Origin of the sequence: Pseudomonas sp. Colony2 (assembly GCF_019382755.1) — a bacterium.
Lineage (GTDB): Bacteria > Pseudomonadota > Gammaproteobacteria > Pseudomonadales > Pseudomonadaceae > Aquipseudomonas.
Window position 1 is genome coordinate 6,012,857 of sequence record NZ_CP080030.1, and the last position, 19,240, is coordinate 6,032,096.

Below are 19,240 nucleotides of genomic sequence, written 5' to 3' on the forward strand. Positions count from 1 at the left end.
ACGGGGCCTCAGCCTCAGTGTGTGATTGCCAGCTGGGGAGCTGGTTTGGGTCTGTGGAAAAACTTCTCGAGGTACAAGTATATGACCGGTGTGGTGAACAGCGTCAGCGCCTGGCTCACCAGCAACCCGCCCACCACAGCGATACCCAGCGGCTGGCGCATTTCCGCGCCGGGGCCGGAGCCCAGCATCAGCGGCACCGCACCCAGCAGGGCAGCCAGGGTGGTCATGATGATCGGCCGGAACCGCGTGACACACGCCTCATAAATCGCTTCCTCGGGCGGCAGGCCGCGTACGCGCTGGGCGTCCAGGGCGAAGTCGATCATCAGGATACCGTTCTTCTTCACGATCCCGATCAGCAGCACCAGGCCGATCAACGCCATGATCGAAAAGTCCTGGCCCATCAGTGACAACATGATCAGCGCCCCCAACCCCGCCGATGGCAAGGTGGAGATGATCGTCAGCGGGTGCACGAAGCTCTCGTACAGCACACCCAGGATAATGTAGACCGCCACCAGTGCCGCGAGGATCAGCCAGGGCTGGCTGGCCAATGAACTCTGGAACGCCTGGGCCGCGCCCTGGAAGTTGCCGATGATAGTGGTCGGCATGCCGATTTCATTCTTCGCCTGGTTGAGCAGGATCACCGCATCGCCCAACGCGACGCCGGGTGCCAGGTTGAACGACAGGTTGGCCGCCGGGAACATGCCGTCATGGCTGATGGACAAGGGCCCGACGGTGGGCGGGTCGACCTTGGCCACCGCCGACAGCGGCACCATCTCGTTGGTCAGCGGCGAGCGCAGGTAGAAGTAGTTCAGGCTTTCGGCCTTGCCGCGTTGCTGGGTGTCCAGTTCCAGCACCACCTGGTACTGGTTGATCTCGGTCTGGAACTCGTTGATCTGGCGCTGGCCGAAGGCGTCGTACAGCGCCTGGTCCACATCGGTGGCGGTGAGGCCAAACCGCGCGGCGGCCTGACGGTCGATGCTGATGTGGGTGATGCTGCCGCCCAGTTGCAAGTCGTTGGACAGGTCGCGGAACGCCGGGTTGGCCCGCAGTTTTTCGGTGAGGCGCTGGGTCCAGGTATTCAGGGTCGGGCCGTCATTGCTCTTGAGCACGTACTGGTACTGGGCGCGGCTGGGGCCGGAGCTCAAGTTGATGTCCTGGCCGGCCCGCAGGTACAGGACGATGCCCGGCACTTTCGCCAGTTTCGGGCGGATCCGGTCGATAAACTGGCTGGCCGACACGTCGCGATCCCCGCGATCTTTCAAGGCAATCCAGAACCGGCCGTTGGCGATGGTCTGGTTGCTGCCGGTCACGCCCACCGAATGGGAGAACGCTTCCACCGCCGGGTCATCCTTGACGATCTCGGCGATTGCCTTGTGCTTGGCGACCATGTCCGGGAACGACACGTCGGCCGCCGCTTCGCTGGTGCCGAGGACGAAGCCGGTGTCTTGTACCGGAAAGAAACCCTTGGGGATAAACACGTAGCCGACCACGGCCAGGGCCAGGGTCACCATGAAGATCGCGGCCATGGTGCGTTGATGGGCCAGGGCGCGGCGCAGATTGCGCGCATAGCCGGCCAGCAGGCGTTCGCTGAAACCGGGTTTGTCGTGGGCATGATGGGTTGGTGCGCGCATGAACAATGCGGCCAGGGTCGGCGCCAGGGTCAGCGAGACCACCACCGAAATCAGGATGGTCGAGGTGGCTGTCAAGGCAAACTCCTTGAACAACCGCCCCACGACACCGCCCATGAACAGCAGCGGGATAAACGCCGCCACCAGCGAGAAGCTGATGGAGACCACGGTAAAACCGATTTCACCCGCGCCCTTGATCGCGGCTTCGCGCTTGTCGAGGCCCGCTTCCAGGTGGCGGTGAATGTTCTCCACCACCACGATCGCATCGTCCACCACAAACCCCACGGCGATCACGATCGCCACCAGGGTCAGGTTGTTCAGGCTGAAGCCCATCAGGTACATCAGGGCAAAACTGGCTACCAGCGACACGCCGAGCACGCTGGACACGATCAACGTGGCCGACAGCTGGCGCAGGAACAGCGCCATCACCGCCACCACCAGCAGGATGGCGATCAGCAGGGTCACTTCCACTTCATGCAGGGACGCGCGGATGGTCTTGGTGCGGTCGGTCAACACGCTGACCTGCACCGAGGCCGGCAGCATGGCTTGCAGGCGCGGCAGTTCGGCTTGAATGCGGTCCACGGTCTCGACGATATTCGCGCCGGGCTGGCGGGAGATCACCAGGTTGACGCCTGGGGTGTCGCCGGACCAGGCCTGCACGTAGGCGTTTTCCGAGCCGTTGATGACTTTGGCGATATCCCGCAGCTGTACAGGTGCCCCGTCCTTGTAGGACACGATCAGTTGGGCGTAATCCTCGGGGTGGAACAACTGGTCGTTGGTCGAGAGGGTCGACACGCTGTTCTCGCCGTAGATCGCGCCCTTGGCCAGGTTCAGGCTCGATTGCTGGATCGCCAGGCGCACGTCCGCCAGGGTCAGGCCGATGGCCGCGAGTTTATCGGCCGACGCCTGCACCCGGATGGCCGGGCGTTGCTGGCCGGTAATGTTGATCTGGCCGACCCCGTCGATCTGGCTGATCTGCCGGGCCAGCAGGGTTTCCACGTAGTCGCTCAGCTCGGTGCTGGGCATGCTGTCGGAGCTGACGCTGAGGATCAGCACCGGGCTGTCCGCCGGGTTGACCTTCTTCCAGGTCGGCAGGCTAGGCATGTCGCTGGGCAGTTTGCCGGACGCGGTGTTGATCGCCGCCTGCACTTCCTGGGCGGCGGTGTCGATGCTCTTGGTGAGGGTGAATTGCAGGGTCAGCAGGCTGGAGCCCAAGGCACTGCTGGAGGTCATCTGGGTCATGCCGGGGATGGCGCTGAATTGCACCTCCAGCGGCGTTGCCACGGATGAAGCCATGGTGTCCGGGCTGGCGCCGGGCAGCGTGGCACTGACCTGGATCGTCGGAAATTCCGCTTCCGGCAGTGGGGCGATGGCCAGGCGTGGAAAGGCAATCATCCCGAGCAATACCAAAGCGAAGGTCAGCAGCAAGGTGGCGACCGGGTGGTCGACGCACCAGGCCGACGGCGAACGACTGCCACTCATGGCTGCACCTTGGCATCAACGGTCTGGATCACCTGCGGCGGCTCCTTGAGCACATCGACCTGGGCGCCCGCCTTGAGCCGTGACTGGCCGTCGCTGACCAGCACATCGCCGGCCTGCACACCCTGGAGGATGTTCATGTCGCTGTTCTGGTACAGCACCTGCACCGGCACCACCTCTACCTTGTCACCCTTGAGCCGGTACACGAAGTGCGAATCCAGGCCGCGTTGCACCACGGTAGGCGGCACCACCAGGGCATTCTTGTGCAGGGCGGTCTGGATGCGGATCGTCACCAACTGCCCCGGCCAGAGTTTCTGAGCGCCGTTGCTGAACTCGGCCTTGGCGCGGATGGTGCCGGTGGTGCCGCTGATCTGGTTGTCGATCAGGCTCAGGCGGCCCTCCCCCAGCAGGTCGCCGGTCTGGCCGTCGGTGTCGGCGCCCATGTAGGCGTTGACGTCGGCGGGCAGTTGCGCGGCGATCAGGCCTTGCAGGGTCGGAAGCATCTGTTGCGGCAGGGAGAACTCGACGGCAATCGGGTCGATCTGGGTCACGGAGAACAAGCCCTGGGTGTCGCTCATGCGCAGGAAGTTGCCTTCATCCACTGTGCGAATCCCGACGCGACCGGTAACCGGCGAGCGAATCTGGGTGTACGAAAGCTGCACCTGCGCCGAATCAATCGCGGCCTGGTTGCCTTGGGCCGTGGCCTTGAGCTGGTTGACCAGGGCTTGTTGCTGGTCATAGGTCTGCTTGGACACGCCGTCGTCGATGCTCAGTTCCTTGTAGCGCTTGAGGTTGACCAGCGCGACTTGCAGTTGCGCCTGGCTTTCCCCGAGTTGCGCCTTGGCCTGGTCCAGGCTGGCGCGGATCGAGCGGTCATCAATGGTCGCCAGCAGGTCGCCGGCCTTCACCAGTTGACCTTCCTTGACCAGCAATTTGGTAAGGATGCCGTCGATCTGCGGGCGAATCACCACACTGTGCAACGACAGCACCGAGCCGATGCCGCTGACAAACCGCGGGATGTCCTGCTGTTTGACGCTGATCACCCGCACCGGGATCGCCGACGATGCGGTCAGTTTGGTCTTGGCCGGGCGGGTCACCACCCAGGCAACTACGGCCAGTACCACAAGGACGCCCACGATCAAGGCAGGTTTTCGTTGAATGTGCATGGGGTGAGGCGCCAGGGCAAAGGATCGGAAGAATGAAGGCTCTTTATAGCCCGCCAACCGGGTCAGCAAAGTGACTGCTAACTGACAGCGCCGTCAGTAAAGTCCGACCATTCGTACGAGCAGTGGTTAAAGATCCGAGGCGCGCAGGTATACTGCGCGGCGGTGTGGCCTGCAAGTCGGGCCCGCGTCATTTTCAGTACTCCCCGGAGCTTCCATGAATTCCCCGACACAACCCGCTGTTGAAGCGGTCGACATCGACCAACAGGCCAACCCTGACAGCGTCGAAGGCGAAACCAAGGCCGAGATCCCGGCGTTCAAGTTTCCGTTCAAGCCGGGCGAACTGGCCGGGGCGAAAAACGCCAGCCAGCCGTGGTACAAAAACGGCGCCAAGAACGGCCACACCAAGAGCCCGGGCATGGCGCCTCCCGGCACCCGTCGCTCGATGGGCAAGCGCTGACCGGTAATAAATCCTCCGTAATGGAGATTTATGCCTACAACAGTTACTGACGTTTCGCCTTGTAGGCCTGCGGCCAATTCTTGAAAGCTTGCATGACACCCGCTTGCCCCGACTCTTTCGCTCGGGGCTGGACGTGGTAAAGCTGGTTTTCTGGAAAAGGACGTCCCCTGTGGTTCTGATACGCACCTGTGTCGTGCTGTTGTTGTCGCTGATGGCCAGCGTTTTCTCCACCACTGCGGCCAGCGGTCAACCACGGCATGAAATTCGTTTCGCCGTTGCTGCGCAATTTCCACCCTTCCAAAGCCGCAATCAACATGGCCAGCTTGCAGGGCTGAACATCGAGCTGGGCAATGCCCTGTGCATACAGCTCAATGTGCGGTGTACCTGGGTCGACCAGGTCCTTGTGGAAAACTTCCCCGCCCTTGAAGCCAGGCAATTCGACGCGATCATGGGCATGGCCCCTACACTGAAACGGCGCCAGCGGGTGAATTTCACCGATAACCTTTATCCGATCACCACGCGCCTGGTGGCCCGCAAGACATCGGGGTTGAAGCCGACCCCACGGTCACTGAAGGGCAAGCGCGTGGGCGTTCTGGTGGGCAGCAACCGCGAAGCCTTCGCCCTGTCGAAGTGGGCGCCCAAGGGGGTCATCGTCAAGGCATTCTGGCGCAATGACGAGTTGATCCGCAGCCTGCTGGCAGGCGACATCGATGCAACATTGCAAGGTACCGTGGAAATCCGTGAGGCGCTGCTCGACACCGCTGATGGTCAGGTTTTCGACTTCCTCGGCCCTCACGTCTCCACCGAACTGCTGGGTAACGGCGTGGCAATCGCACTGCGCAAGCCCGACACCGCTTTGCGCAGCGCCCTCAATCACGCCCTCGAGCAACTGAAGCAGAGCGGCGAATACCAACGCATCATCGAGCCCTACCGGCTGGACGCGCCGCTCTCCAGACCGTAATGGCCAATTAATTGCGCGGAACATGAGCTGGATCAGTATTTGCCCAACCGGTGCGCTTAGAGTCGACGCCCTGCCGACTCCTCCAACAATCACGAGCGCGCTTTTCCATGAAGATCAATCTGCCGGTCACCGGTCGAAATGTGGATTTTGCCCCCGACGCCAATATCCTCTCGACCACCGACCTGACCAGCGCAATTACCTACGCCAACCAGGACTTCATCGATATCAGCGGCTACACCCGCGAGGAGCTGCTGGGCACGCCGCACAACCTGCTGCGTCACCCGGACATGCCGGCCGCGGCGTTTGCGCACATGTGGCAGGTATTGAAAAGCGGTCGCTCGTGGATGGGCATGGTGAAAAATCGCTGCAAGAACGGCGATCACTATTGGGTCAGTGCCTATGCCACGCCGGTCACCCGGGACGGCGTGACGGTGGAGTATCAATCGGTGCGCACCAAGCCCGATGCACGGCGGGTGCATCGGGCCGAACGGGCCTATGCCCGCCTGCGTGCCGGCACTCGGCGAGCACGGCCCGTGGTGGGCATGACCTTCAAGCTGTCGGCATGGGTCCTGGGGGCTTGCGCCACAACCTGGGCATTGGGCCTTGGGCTCGCGCCTTATTCGCTGACCTGGCAACTGCTGGCGGGAACGGCGGCCTGCGCCGTGGGGGTAGCGGGTGTGCATGGCTTGTTACGGCCCCTGGCACAGTTGAACCAGCGGGCACGGCTGATTGCCGATAACCCGCTGAGCCAGGGGATCTACACCGGGCGCAAGGACGAGTTCGGGCGTATCGAGTTTGCCATGCAGATGCTGGAGGCCCAGGTGGGCGCGGTGGTCGGCCGGATTGGCGATGCATCGCAACGTCTGTCCGGCCATGCCGCGGCGCTGGTGCAACAACTGGACAGCAGCCACACCAGCAGCCTCGGCCAACAGACCCAGACGGATCAGGTCGCCGCTGCGATCAATCAAATGGCCGCCAGCGTGGCGCAAGTCGCCGAGCACGCGTTGCAGGCGTCCAGGGCCGCAGACCAGGCCGGCAGCGAAACCCGCGAGGGCCATCAACGAGTGGATGAAAGCCGCGACGCGGTGCTGCGTTTGTCCGAGGAACTGGCGCGGGCCACCGCAGTGATCCATCAACTGGAAAGCCACAGCGGCGATATTTCCGGGGTGCTGGAAGTGATCCGGGCGATTGCCGAACAGACCAACCTGCTGGCGCTGAATGCCGCCATCGAAGCGGCGCGGGCCGGGGAGCAAGGACGCGGGTTTGCTGTGGTGGCCGATGAGGTACGAGGCCTGGCCCAGCGTACGCAGGATTCGACCAATGAGATCCAGCGCATGATCAGCACCCTGCAAGGCGGCGCCCGGGATGCGGTGCAGGCGATGGCGCAAAGCAGCCAGCATGTGGAGGCCAGCGTCGATCAGGCCCAGCGCGCCGCTGCCGCACTGGATGGGATCAGCCAGCGAGTGACCCGAATTACCGCCATGAGCCAGCAGATCGCGGCGGCGGTGGAAGAACAGAGTGCGGTGAGCGAAGACATCAATCGCAACATCATCGGCATTCGCAATGCCGGGGAAGTGACGGTCAGCGCTGGCCAGCAGAGCCAGCTCAGCTCAGGGGACGTGGCGGGGCTAGCGGATGACTTGCGGCGGTTGGCGGAGGAATTCTGGGGCAAGCGCCGCTAGCGCTTAAGCCGCCCGCAATGAAATGAAGGCGTAGTTGGCCGGCACCTCGGTGGCAATCCGGGCGCCGGCATCCAGCAGTTGCTCGGCAATGTCCATCCCGGACACATGAAACACCCACTCATTGGCCTGCACGACTTCTTGCGTCGCCAACTCGATCGCCTGGGCAAACAGGCCCATGTCGGGCAAGTACGCGGTAAACCCATCGCCCTTGAGCGCCGTGGTATGGATGCCCAGCAACCCGCACACGGCTTCCTTGGCCTGGATATCATCGCGGTCAGCCTGGCGTGAGCGGCGGATCAACTCGGCCAGCTCCTTGTCCATCAACTCGCCCCCCACGATCAGCGCCGGCCCCTGCTCCCAGGATTCCGGCGGGCAGTCCTTGGCTGCCGGGTTCAACGGGATGTGCGGATTGATCTCCATCGGGTAGATGCGGCACACCAACGGCCGCCGCTCGTAAATGCGGCAACGGTCGTCTTCGTCAAGATTCCGGCAGCGCCCGGCGTTATAGGCGGCAAAGGTGATTGCCACATACGCCTCGGTATTGCCGCTGGGCACGATGGCGGAACGGCGTTGTGCGTGGTCACGTTGCAACTCGGGCAGCCCCAGGCCACTGCCCAGGAAACCTTCCACCAGCACGATGACATTACCGCCGTCAGCCGCCCAGCTGCGGGCTTCTTCGAGGGTCAAGGGCACATGGTGGTCGGTGCAGCATTTGCCGCAACCGACGCAGGAAAAATGGGTATTCATGGAGGATCTGTCACCAGGCAAGGTCAGAAGGCACTCATGAACGGTGGCGGGTTTTTGCCTCTGTTCACCGTTCTGCCTCTGTGCAAAGCAAGTTATGCGCCAGCGCCGTCAGTCCTCGGGGACAAGGTCGCGAAGCACAAACACCATGCCCACACGTTCATACAGCCGCCGTGCCCGCAAGTTGGACTCCAGCACCTTGAGGTCGACAAACGCTTCGCCGCGTTGCTTGAACACCTGGAAGGTGTGCAGCAATAACGCACGGCCCAACCCCATGCCCTGGGCACAGGGGTGAATGGCCAGGTTCTTGATGTAGGCGCTGGTCCAGCATTGGGACACACCCAGAATGCCGCTGGCGTTACTCGCCACCAGGCACAGTTTTGGGTCGAACTCGGCATCGGTAACGAACTGCTGGCGCCAGTGCTCAAGGGAGCCGACGCGTCCGCCGCCTTGTTCCTGGGCCAGGCTCAATACCGCGTGGATCGCCGGGGCCATGGCTTCGCGGTAATGATCCAGCTGGATATCCGCCGGCCATTGCGGGGCGGGCAGGCTGCCGGTGAGGTCGCGGCGCAGCAGCTGGAAATATTCACCCATCGGTCACAGGCCCTGTTGCGCCACGGTCTGGGCGGCTACCACCAGGCACTTGGTCAGTTCCGGCGAAGAAAACTTGGTGAGTACCGCATTGGCACCGGCCAGGCGGGCTTTTTCGCTGTTCATCGCACTGTCCAGGGAGGTGTGCAGCAGCACATAGAGGTCCTGGAAGTCCGGGGTTTCCCGCAGGGTGCGGGTAAAGGCGTAGCCGTCCATTTCGGACATTTCGATGTCCGAGACCACCACGTTGATTTGCTCGACGGTGCCTTGCAGCTCCAGCAAACGGTCAATGGCTTCCTTGGCGCTGCGGGCGGTGTGGCACGTGAGGCCGAGGTTGCGCAGGGTGTGCACCGATTGCTGCAGGGCCACCTGGCTGTCGTCCACCACCAGGATTCGGGCGTTGCCCAGCACTTCGGCCTCTTCCATGGTCAGGTCGGTGGGCGCCGCTTCGATCTGCGCCGGGGCGATGCCGTGGATGACTTTCTCGATGTCCAGCACTTGCACCAGGGCGCCTTCGACCTGGGTCACGCCGGTGATAAACGAACGCGTACCGCCGGAACCAAACGGCGGCGGGCGAATGTCGGTGGTCAGGCAGTGCACGATCTTGCTCACCGCCTGCACATGCAGGCCCTGCTTGGAACGGCTCACGTCGGTGACGATCAGGCAGCCGCCGTCCGGGTCTTGCAGGGGCATCTCCCCCAGGGCGCGGCTCAGGTCGATCACCGACAACGCGGTGCCGCGCAAGGTGGCGATGCCTTTGACGTGGGGGTGCGACTCCGGCAGCTTGGTCAGCGGTGGGCAGGGAATGATTTCACTGACTTTCAGCAGGTTGATCGCCATCAGCTTGCCGCTGCGCAAGGTAAAGAGCAGAAGCGAGAGTGAATCTGCGCGGGCTTTGGTGGTGGACATAAAAACCTTCTGTGGATCAGGGATAACGATCTATAGACCGTTATCGACTTGCACGCGAAAAACTGTAGGAGCGAGCTTGCTCGCGAAAAACCTGAGGGCGCTGTGTTTATCCAGGCTGCCCGCGTTATCGTTGACGCGTTTCGCGAGCAAGCTCGCTCCTACCTACAACAAGCAGTCGTCAGCCCTTCCACACCTGCGGGTTTACCAGATCCTGCGGACGCTCGCCCAGCAAGGCGCTGCGCAGGTTTTCCAGGGCGCGGTTGGCCATGGCTTCGCGGGTCTCGTTGGTGGCCGAGCCGATGTGCGGCAGGGTCACCGCATTGCTCAGTTGGAACAGCGGCGACTCGGACAGCGGCTCCTGCTCGTACACATCCAGGCCGGCACCACGGATTGTGTGGTTTTGCAGGGCCTGGATCAGCGCCGGCTCATCCACCACCGGGCCACGGGAGATGTTCACCAGGATCGCACTGGATTTCATCAGGCCCAGCTCGCGATGGCTGATCAGGTGGCGGGTTTTCTCGCTCAGTGGCACCACCAGGCAGACGAAGTCGGCTTCGGCCAGCAACTGGTCGAGGCTGCGAAACTGCGCGCCGAGTTCCTGTTCCAGTTCGGTCTTGCGGCTGTTGCCGCTGTACAGAATCGGCATATTGAAACCCAGGCGACCCCGACGCGCGACGGCCGCGCCGATGTTGCCCATGCCGACGATACCCAGGGTCTTGCCGTGTACATCACAGCCAAACAACGGCGCGCCGACGCTGGCTTTCCACTGGCCGGCCTTGGTCCAGGCGTCCAGTTCGGCGACGCGGCGGGCGCTGCTCATCAGCAGGGCGAAGGCCAGGTCGGCGGTGCTTTCGGTGAGCAGATCCGGGGTGTTGGTGAGCATGATCCCGCGCTCATTGAAGTACGCCAGGTCGTAGTTGTCGTAGCCCACCGACACGCTGGAAACCACTTCCAGTTTGCTCGCACCTTCCAGTTGCGCGCGGCCCAGTTTGCGGCCTACGCCGATCAGGCCGTGGGCATGGGGCAAGGCTTCGTTGAACTGGGCGTTGATGTCGCCCTGCTTGGGGTTGGGGGCGATGACATCGAAATCCTGTTGCAGGCGTTCGATCATTTCCGGGGTGACGCGGCTGAAGGCGAGGACGGTCTTTTTCATGGAAGGCAGGCTCATCGACTACGTGGGAATGGCAAGCACGCTAACATTCTTGGGTAGGGCTTGTCAGGCCGGCCCTCACACCCCACAGCCAGACTGTTGCGATTTGGGCAACAGTCATTATCTTGTTACACTCTGTATCGCACCGCTCACCTGCGCTAATTTGTCGCATCGATGAGCGCAGCGGTTAAGACCGACCCGCTCTCCCCCGATTTCCCTCGACTTATTTCCAGGGCTCTACACTGGGAATCTGTCTTAAAGCCGCTGAGTTCAGCGGCTTTTTTTTGCGCTGAAAAAAGGCCAGGAACCCCAACAACACTGGCCGGTTTCGATTGACCCAAAGGAGCTCCACCGGTGAAAACCTCGCTGACGTTCACCCCGTTATTCCTCGCGATTGCTGCAACGATCGTTCCCCTTGCCCACGCGGCAGACACCCCGGCCACCGACGGCTTCGTCGAAGGTTCCAGCTTCAAGATCAACACCCGCAACTACTACATGAACCGCGACCGTCGCGACATTCACACCGATGACAGCAAGGAATGGGGCCAGGGCTTCATCGGCATCTTCGAATCCGGCTACACCCCCGGCATCGTCGGCTTCGGCCTGGACGCCAACGCCATGCTCGGCCTCAAGCTCGACGGCGGTGGCGGCACCGACGGCTCGAGCATCCTGCCGGTAAGCTCCGGCAACGGCAAAGCGCCCGGCTCGTTCTCCACCGCCGGCGCCACCCTGAAAATGCGCGCCTTCGACACCGAACTGAAAGCCGGCGACCTGTTCCTCAACAACCCGGTGATTGCCGGCGGCATGACCCGCATGCTGCCCCAGACCTTCCGCGGCGTGAGCCTGACCAACCACAGCCTGGACGGCTGGATGTTCGAGGGCGGCCAGGCCAGCTTCACCAAGCTCTACAACCAGAGCGGCCGTCGCCGCATCGGCACCAGCTACGGCGCATTGCCCAATGGCGAAGACAGCCGCCACCTGGACTGGGCCGGCGTGTCCTTCAGCGGCGTGCCGGGGCTGACCAGCAACCTGTACGCGTCCGAACTCAAGGACATCTGGAACCAGTACTACTACGACCTCGACTACACCTGGCAGTTGAACGAGCTGGTCAGCCTGAACCCGGGCCTGCACTACTACCACACCCAGGAGACCGGCAAAGCCTTGCTGGGCAACATCGACAACAACACCTACAGCCTGCATTTCACCGTGGGCGTGGGCAATCACAGCGTTACCGCCGCCTACCAGCGGGTCAACGGCAACACGCCGTTCGACTACATCAGCCAGGGCGACAGCATCTACCTGGACAACTCCCAGCAATACTCCGACTTCAACGGCCCCAACGAGCGCTCGTGGAAGCTCAAGTACGCCTATGACTTCGTCGGGCTGGGCCTGCCGGGCCTGAACTCGGCAGTGTCTTACATCAGCGGCAAGACCGACCTGACCACGGTCGATCCGGACAGCCGTGGTTACTCATCCTGGTACAGTGCCGACGGCAAGAACGCCAAGCACTGGGAACGGGACATCGACCTCAAGTACGTGGTGCAAGGCGGCAAGGCCAAGGATCTGGCCGTGCGCCTGCAATGGGCGACCAATCGTGGCGGCAATGGCTACGCGGCAGTGGACCGGGACGTGGATGAGTACCGCGTGATCGTCGACTATCCGATTGACGTTTTTTAACCTTCAGGCTTTCTTTTAGCGGCGACGACTTATTTTTCACAGCATGGAACTAAACTGCCAGCATCTTGAGTGCCGAAGCCAGTCCCATGAGTCAACGCCGCGCCTTCACCCTGCCTGCACGCCCGGAGCTTTTGCTGATTCTGGGCAGTGGCCTTACTGTCGTGCTGATCGTGGTCATCGTTGCCGTACTGCTGATCCGCGAACACGCCAGCGCCTTGCAGGCAGCCAAGCGTTCCACCAGCAATATCACCCAACTGATCAATGCCGATGTGCTGCGCAACGTCGAGCTCTACGACCTGGCGCTGAACGGCCTGATCACCGCAACCACTCGCGATGACCTGCCCCAGGTTTCCGCCGAAGTCCTGCATATGGTGCAGTTCGACCAGTCCACGGCCGCCCCTTTCAAAGGCGAAGTCCTGCTGCTGGACAAAACCGGCGCGGTCACCGCCGACTCTTCCACGCTGACACCCACACCCCGCAACTTCGCCAATCGCGATTATTTCCAGGTGCACCAGCAAAACCCCGATGCCGGGCTGTTCATCAGCCGTCCCTTCAGGATTCGTTGCGACTGCGATCAAGTCTGGCGCATCGCCTTCAGCCGCCGGGTGCCCGGACCCAATGGCGAGTTTACCGGTGTGGCGGTGGCAACCATGCGCCTGGCGTATTTCGACCAGTTGTTCAACAGCCTGACCATCGGCAGCGGCAGCAGCATCAACCTGCTGAATAACGACGGCATCCTGTTGGCCCAGCAGCCGCTGCTCGAAAGAGACATGATCAACAAGGACCTGAGCGCGCGGCCCAACTTCAAGCGAATGCTGCGCGAAGGCAGCGGCAGTTTCAGCGCCATCTCCGCCATCAGTAGCGCGCAACGGCTGTACACCTTCACCAGCGTCGGCGCGCTGCCGCTGATTGTGGTGGTAGCGTTGTCGAGCGATGACGTGTTTGCCGCCTGGAAGCGCGCCGCCCTGCTGATCAGTGGCGCCACCGGCGTGCTGTGTGTGGGGCTGTTGTGGCTGACCTGGATGCTGCGCCTGGAACTGCGCCGCCGCTATCGCGCCGAGAAGGTGTTGTCGGAACTGGCGGCCACCGACGGCCTCACCGGCCTGGCCAACCGCCGCACCCTCGACCAGCGCCTGCGCCTGGAATGGGAGCGCGCGCAACGCTCAGGCGAGCCACTGGCCTTGCTGATGATTGATGTCGACCACTTCAAGGCCTTCAACGACCGCCATGGTCACCAGGGTGGCGACGAGGCCTTGCGCAACGTGGCCCGGGTCATCGGCAGCAATATTCGTCGCCCCGCCGACCTGGCTGCGCGCTACGGCGGCGAAGAGTTCGCGGTGATCCTGCCGGATACCGACGGCGAGGGTGCGAGCACCATCGCCGAACATATCCGCAGTGCGGTGGAGCACTTGCCACCGGCGGACGGCGACGCGCTGTCGGTCACCGTCAGCGTCGGGCTCAGTACCTGGGACAAACGCAGCCGTGGCTCGCTGGAAGAGCTGCTGCTGAGTGCCGATCGGGCGCTGTATGACGCCAAGCATTCCGGGCGCAACCGCATCGTTCACAGCCAGGCCACATAAGCCGTTATCAGCAACTACGCTAAGGGCATCCTCGAAGCAGAAGTACGCCCGATGAGCCCAGGCACTACCCGCCCGCCCCGCCCCACCCACCGCCCGGAGCTGCTGCTGATCATCGGCAGTTGCGTCACGGTGCTGCTGATCATGCTGGTGGTCGCGGTGCTGCTGATTCGCGAACACGCCAACACGTTGCAGGCGGCCCAGCGCACGGCCAATAACATCACCCAACTGATCGACGCCGACGTGCTGCGCAACGTCGAGCTGTACGACTTGTCGATCAAAGGCCTGATCGCCGCCACCGAACGCACTGATTTGGCTGGGGTATCGGCCGGCATCCGTCACCTGGTGCTGTTCGACCGTTCGGAAGCGGCGCCCTACAAAGGCGACATCCTGTTGCTGGACAAGGATGGCAACGTGATCGCCGACTCAGCCCTGCAGACGCCCAAATCCGCCAACTTCGCCGACCGCGACTACTTCCAGGCCCATCGGCAGAATCCCGACCTGGGGCTGTTCATCAGCCGGCCCTTCATGGCGCGCTGCGTGTGTGATGACCAATGGCGTATCGCTTTCAGCCGCCGGGTTTCCGGGCCGGATGGGCGATTCCTCGGCGTGGCCGTGGCAACCATGCGCCTGTCGTACTTTCAGCAACTGTTCCGCAGCCTGAATATCGGCAGCGACAGCACCATCAACCTGATCAACCAACAAGGCATCCTGCTGGCCCAGCAGCCGTTGCTGGAACGGGACATGATCGACAAGGACCTCAGCCAGCGGCCCAACGTCGCGCGCATATTGCACGAGCGCGACGGCAACTTTCGCGGCACCTCCAGTGTGGATGAGGAGCACCGCCTGTATACCTTCTCAACGGTGGGCGATTTACCGCTGATCGTCGTCGTGGGGCTGTCCACGAATGACATATTCGCCCCCTGGAAGCGCGCAGCACTGGTGATCAGCGGCGCTACCGGGATTTTGTGCATCGGCCTTTTGTGGCTGACCTGGATGCTCTGCATGGAACTGCGCAGGCGCCACCGTGCCGAACAGGTGCTGTCAGAACTGGCAGCCACCGACGCGCTCACCGGCCTGGCCAACCGCCGCACCCTGGACCAGCGCCTGCGCCTGGAATGGGACCGCGCCCAGCGTTCGGCCGAGCCGTTGACGGTGCTGATGATTGACGTGGACCACTTCAAGGCGTTCAACGACCGACATGGCCATCAAGGTGGCGACGAGGCACTGCGCACGGTGGCGCAGGTGATCGAGGGCAATATCCGCCGCCCGGCTGACCTCGCTGCTCGCTATGGCGGGGAAGAATTTGCAGTGGTGCTGCCGCATACCGACAGCCAGGGTGCACGCGTGATTGCTGAACATATCCGCAGCAGTGTCGAACACCTGCCGCGAGTGAGCGGGGATACGGTGCCGATTACCGTCAGCATCGGCCTCAGTACCTGGACCAAAAACAGCCGCACCACGCTGGAGGAATTACTGCTCAACGCCGACCAGGCGCTGTATGAGGCCAAGCATACCGGGCGTAATCGCGTTGTTGATGCCGGCGCTTTAAAGCCGTGACGCAAAGCGTCACAGGAGGCGTTACCACGCAGAGCGTGGGAACGATCAAAAAAAAGGCCACCCGAAGGCAGCCTTTAAAAACAAAAGGAAAGAGAGTTGTTACTTACACCGCCGCGACGGGACGCATGTAAGAGATCGGTGCGGTGCTGGCATCTTCGAAGGTCACGACTTCCCAGGCATCTGTCTGTGCAATCAGCTTGCGCAGCAGTTGGTTGTTCAGGGCGTGGCCAGACTTGAAGCCTTTGAACTCGCCTATCAGGCTATTGCCCAGCAGGTAGAGGTCACCGATTGCATCGAGGATCTTGTGCTTCACGAATTCGTCTTCATAGCGAAGGCCGTCTTCGTTCAGTACACCATCCGCGTCGACCACAATGGCGTTTTCAACGCTGCCGCCGAGTGCGAGGTTGTGCTTGCGCAGGTACTCGATGTCACTCATGAAACCAAAGGTACGGGCGCGGCTGACTTCTTTTACGAACGAAGTGCTGGAAAAATCCACGCTTGCACTTTGGGTGCGGTCACGGAATACCGGGTGATCAAAATCGATCTCAAAGCTCACTTTAAAGCCTTCGAACGGGACGAAGGTGGCGCGCTTGTCGCCGTCTTCTACTGTCACTTCCCGCAGAATGCGAATGAACTTCTTGGCTGCGTCCTGTTCTTCCAGGCCGGCAGATTGAATCAAGAATACGAAGGGTCCGGCGCTGCCATCCATGATCGGGACTTCGGACGCGGAGAGCTCGACGTAGGCGTTATCGATGCCCAGACCGGCCATGGCCGAGAGCAAGTGCTCCACCGTGTCCACTTTGACGTCACCGTTGACCAACGTGGTCGACATCGTGGTTTCGCCAACATTTTCCGCGCGAGCAGGTATCTGCACCACAGGGTCCAGGTCGGCACGAACAAACACGATGCCGGTGTCGACAGGTGCGGGCTTGAGGGTCAGGTATACCTTCTCCCCGGAGTGCAGACCTACACCTGTGGCACGGATAATATTCTTCAGGGTGCGTTGTTTAATCATGGCTTGGACCGCTTCAGCGCAAATTGCGAACTGGTATCAACAAAGGCTGGCGATAATAGCAGACCAGACCTTTGCTGAACACCAATCACCTTCATAGCCCTGATACATTCCATTAATCGGCCTGACGACGCAGGAAAGCCGGGATGTCCAGGTAGTCCAGGTCATCTTGCGGATTCGGGCTGCGGGATGCAGCAGCACCGGCCTGAGCCTGGTTGCGCATCACGGTCGGACGATCCAGGTCACGATAGTTCACAGACGGCAGTTCCTGGCGCGAAGGCGCTGGAGCGGCAGCTTGCTGGCTGGCGTGGCTGGTATGGACGGTGTTGTCGATGACCTTTACAGGCTTCTCGATTTTCGCACCCAGGCCGGTCGCAACAACGGTCACGTGCAGTTCGTCGCGCATGTCCGGATCGATAACGGTACCGACCTTGACCATGGCGTGCTCGGAAGCGAAGGCTTCGATGATGCTACCCACGTCGGAGTACTCACCCAGGGACAGGTCAGGACCGGCGGTGATGTTCACCAGGATGCCGCGTGCGCCTTGCAGGTTCACGTCTTCCAGCAATGGGTTGCGGATGGCCGCTTCGGTAGCTTCACGTGCACGGTTCGGACCGCTGGCGCAGCCAGTGCCCATCATCGCCATGCCCATTTCGCTCATCACGGTACGTACGTCGGCAAAGTCGACGTTGATCATGCCCGGACGCTTGATGATGTCGGAGATACCGCGAACGGCACCGGCCAGTACATCGTCAGCCTTGGCAAACGCAGACAGCAGGCTTGCGTCCTTGCCGAGGATGGTCAGCAGCTTCTCGTTGGGAATGGTGATCAACGAGTCGACGCTTTCGGACAGCAGACGGATGCCTTCATCGGCGATCTGCATGCGCTTGCGACCTTCGAACGGGAATGGACGGGTCACGACGGCAACCGTCAGGATCCCCATTTCCTTGGCCACTTCGGCAATGATCGGCGCAGCACCGGTACCGGTACCACCGCCCATGCCCGTGGTGATGAACACCATGTTGGTGCCTTGCAACACTTCAGCGATGCGCTCGCGGTCTTCCAGGGCGGCTTGACGGCCGACTTCCGGATTCGCGCCGGCACCCAGGCCCTTGGTCACGGCTGTGCCCAATTGCAGGATGGTGCGTGCACCGATGCTTTTGAGGGCCTGGGCGTCAGTGTTGGCGCAGATGAATTCAACGCCTTCAATGTTGCTCTTGACCATGTGGTTGACAGCGTTGCCGCCGCCACCGCCGACGCCGATCACTTTGATGACCGGGCTTGCGGGGATGTTGTCTACGAGTTCGAACATTTTCCCTCTCCTTTCATTTCTCTAGTTTTTTCGCCTACTACTTGAAACGGTGTTGCGGTAAATCTTTAGAAATTGCCTTTCACCCAAGCCTGCAACCGCTCGAACAACGGCGCTTTCGCTTCGTCGTCGCTTCTGTAGCTGTCGCGGTTGCTCGGGCCCGACAGGGAAATGCCGTCGGTCTGCTTTTGCAGCCCGTACAACAGCAAGCCCACACCGGTGGAATAAATCGGGTTGCGCACTACGTCGCCCAGGCCTTTCACGCCATGGGGCACGCCCAGGCGGACCGGCATGTGGAAGATTTCCTCGGCCAGTTCGACCGCGCCTTCCATCTTCGAGGTGCCACCGGTCAGCACGATGCCGGCCGGAATCAAATCTTCGTAGCCGCTGCGGCGCAGTTCAGCCTGGATCAGGGTGAACAGTTCGTCGTAGCGCGGCTCGACCACTTCGGCCAATGCCTGGCGCGACAGTTCGCGCGGTGGACGGTCGCCCACGCTTGGCACCTTGATGGTTTCACCGGCACCGGCCAGCTTGGCCAGGGCGCAGGCGTAACGGATCTTGATTTCTTCGGCGTACTGGGTCGGTGTGCGCAACGCCATGGCGATGTCGTTGGTCACCTGGTCACCGGCAATCGGGATCACGGCGGTGTGACGAATCGCACCCTCGGTGAAGATCGCGATGTCCGTGGTGCCGCCGCCGATGTCCACCAGGCACACGCCCAGTTCTTTTTCGTCGTCGGTCAGTACCGAGTAAGCCGAAGCCAACTGCTCGAGAATGATGTCGTCGATTTCCAGCCCGCAGCGGCGCACGCATTTTTCAATGTTCTGTGCAGCGTTGACGGCGCAGGTCACTACGTGAACCTTGGCTTCCAGACGTACGCCCGACATGCCCAGGGGCTCGCGAACGCCTTCCTGGTTATCGATCACGTAGTCCTGCGGCAGGGTGTGCAGCACGCGCTGGTCAGCCGGGATCGCCACGGCTTGCGCTGCGTCGAGTACCCGCTCCAGGTCGGCCGAGCTGACTTCGCGGTCGCGAATCGCCACGATGCCGTGGGAATTCAGGCTGCGGATGTGGTTGCCGGCAACGCCGACAAATGCCGAGTGAATCCGGCAACCGGCCATCAGCTGCGCTTCTTCGATGGCGCGCTGGATCGATTGCACGGTGGATTCAATATTCACCACCACGCCCTTCTTCAGGCCCCGGGACGGATGCGTGCCGATTCCGACGATTTCCAGCGTGCCGTCGTCCGCGACCTCGCCTACCAGCGCCACCACCTTGGAGGTGCCGATATCCAGACCGACGATCATTTTGCCGCTTTGCACGTTTGCCATGGGTCCT

The 19,240-nt window shown here is 61.9% G+C and carries 15 protein-coding genes and 2 pseudogenes; 7 read left to right on the forward strand and 10 right to left on the reverse strand.

Annotated elements, in window-relative coordinates:
• Window positions 1-14 precede the first annotated feature (14 nt).
• Together JV201_RS24310 and JV201_RS24315 are read right to left on the reverse strand one after the other, a co-directional pair.
• Window positions 15-3,110, reverse strand: coding sequence for a multidrug efflux RND transporter permease subunit (locus tag JV201_RS24310; protein ID WP_008434191.1), 3,096 nt, complete (start codon window positions 3,108-3,110; stop codon window positions 15-17).
• On the reverse strand, window positions 3,107-4,273 hold the full coding sequence (locus JV201_RS24315) for an efflux RND transporter periplasmic adaptor subunit (RefSeq protein ID WP_003216249.1): 1,167 nt from the start codon (window positions 4,271-4,273) through the stop codon (window positions 3,107-3,109). Before JV201_RS24315 ends, JV201_RS24310 begins: the two co-directional genes overlap by 4 nt.
• Window positions 4,274-4,487: 214 nt before the next feature.
• On the opposite strand from JV201_RS24315, the gene JV201_RS24320 reads away from it, so the two are divergent.
• The 4 genes and pseudogenes from JV201_RS24320 to JV201_RS24330 all read left to right on the forward strand — a co-directional run bounded on the left by JV201_RS24320 (window position 4,488) and on the right by JV201_RS24330 (window position 7,373).
• Window positions 4,488-4,730, forward strand: coding sequence for a hypothetical protein (locus tag JV201_RS24320; RefSeq protein WP_003216247.1), 243 nt, complete (start codon window positions 4,488-4,490; stop codon window positions 4,728-4,730).
• Window positions 4,731-4,899: 169 nt separating this feature from the next.
• Window positions 4,900-5,691 (forward strand): transporter substrate-binding domain-containing protein, encoded by a 792-nt coding sequence (locus JV201_RS24325; RefSeq protein WP_008434195.1) that lies wholly within the window; start codon window positions 4,900-4,902, stop codon window positions 5,689-5,691.
• A 107-nt stretch (window positions 5,692-5,798) separates the two neighbouring features.
• Window positions 5,799-6,080, forward strand: a pseudogene (locus JV201_RS30275) (PAS domain-containing protein); the annotation flags it as partial.
• A 246-nt stretch (window positions 6,081-6,326) separates the two neighbouring features.
• On the forward strand, window positions 6,327-7,373 hold the full coding sequence (locus JV201_RS24330; RefSeq protein WP_371318530.1) for a methyl-accepting chemotaxis protein: 1,047 nt from the start codon (window positions 6,327-6,329) through the stop codon (window positions 7,371-7,373).
• A gap of 3 nt (window positions 7,374-7,376) precedes the next feature.
• Here JV201_RS24330 and JV201_RS24335 read toward each other — a convergent pair whose 3' ends face one another.
• From JV201_RS24335 to JV201_RS24350, 5 genes and pseudogenes are all read right to left on the reverse strand, one after another.
• Window positions 7,377-8,120: a YkgJ family cysteine cluster protein gene (locus tag JV201_RS24335; protein WP_003216242.1), complete on the reverse strand. Its 744-nt coding sequence runs from the start codon at window positions 8,118-8,120 to the stop codon at window positions 7,377-7,379.
• Window positions 8,121-8,228: 108 nt separating this feature from the next.
• Complete coding sequence (locus JV201_RS24340; RefSeq protein ID WP_003216240.1) at window positions 8,229-8,711, reverse strand: N-acetyltransferase; 483 nt, start codon at window positions 8,709-8,711, stop codon at window positions 8,229-8,231.
• Window positions 8,712-8,714: 3 nt separating this feature from the next.
• A complete protein-coding gene (locus JV201_RS24345) occupies window positions 8,715-9,617 on the reverse strand; it encodes a chemotaxis protein CheV (RefSeq protein ID WP_102369883.1) in 903 nt (300 codons plus the stop codon).
• Between the two features lie 51 nt (window positions 9,618-9,668).
• Window positions 9,669-9,767 (reverse strand): annotated as a pseudogene (locus tag JV201_RS29975) (outer membrane lipoprotein carrier protein LolA); the annotation flags it as partial.
• Window positions 9,768-9,795: 28 nt separating this feature from the next.
• Window positions 9,796-10,770 (reverse strand): D-glycerate dehydrogenase, encoded by a 975-nt coding sequence (locus JV201_RS24350; protein ID WP_219406139.1) that lies wholly within the window; start codon window positions 10,768-10,770, stop codon window positions 9,796-9,798.
• 351 nt (window positions 10,771-11,121) lie between these two features.
• On the opposite strand from JV201_RS24350, the gene JV201_RS24355 reads away from it, so the two are divergent.
• From JV201_RS24355 to JV201_RS24365, 3 genes are all read left to right on the forward strand, one after another.
• Complete coding sequence (locus tag JV201_RS24355; protein ID WP_219406140.1) at window positions 11,122-12,444, forward strand: OprD family porin; 1,323 nt, start codon at window positions 11,122-11,124, stop codon at window positions 12,442-12,444.
• A gap of 86 nt (window positions 12,445-12,530) precedes the next feature.
• Window positions 12,531-14,024: a sensor domain-containing diguanylate cyclase gene (locus JV201_RS24360; RefSeq protein WP_219406141.1), complete on the forward strand. Its 1,494-nt coding sequence runs from the start codon at window positions 12,531-12,533 to the stop codon at window positions 14,022-14,024.
• Between the two features lie 51 nt (window positions 14,025-14,075).
• Window positions 14,076-15,581, forward strand: coding sequence for a diguanylate cyclase (locus tag JV201_RS24365; protein ID WP_008434209.1), 1,506 nt, complete (start codon window positions 14,076-14,078; stop codon window positions 15,579-15,581).
• Between the two features lie 103 nt (window positions 15,582-15,684).
• On the opposite strand, the gene lpxC is transcribed toward JV201_RS24365, so the two are convergent.
• The 3 genes from lpxC to ftsA form a co-directional block, all read right to left on the reverse strand.
• A complete protein-coding gene (gene lpxC / locus JV201_RS24370; protein WP_003216227.1) occupies window positions 15,685-16,596 on the reverse strand; it encodes a UDP-3-O-acyl-N-acetylglucosamine deacetylase in 912 nt (303 codons plus the stop codon).
• A gap of 112 nt (window positions 16,597-16,708) precedes the next feature.
• The gene (ftsZ, locus tag JV201_RS24375) at window positions 16,709-17,905 is read right to left on the reverse strand and encodes a cell division protein FtsZ (protein WP_003216225.1); all 1,197 of its coding nucleotides are present in this window, start codon (window positions 17,903-17,905) and stop codon (window positions 16,709-16,711) included.
• 65 nt (window positions 17,906-17,970) lie between these two features.
• On the reverse strand, window positions 17,971-19,233 hold the full coding sequence (gene ftsA, locus JV201_RS24380; RefSeq protein ID WP_003216224.1) for a cell division protein FtsA: 1,263 nt from the start codon (window positions 19,231-19,233) through the stop codon (window positions 17,971-17,973).
• Window positions 19,234-19,240: the final 7 nt, after the last annotated feature.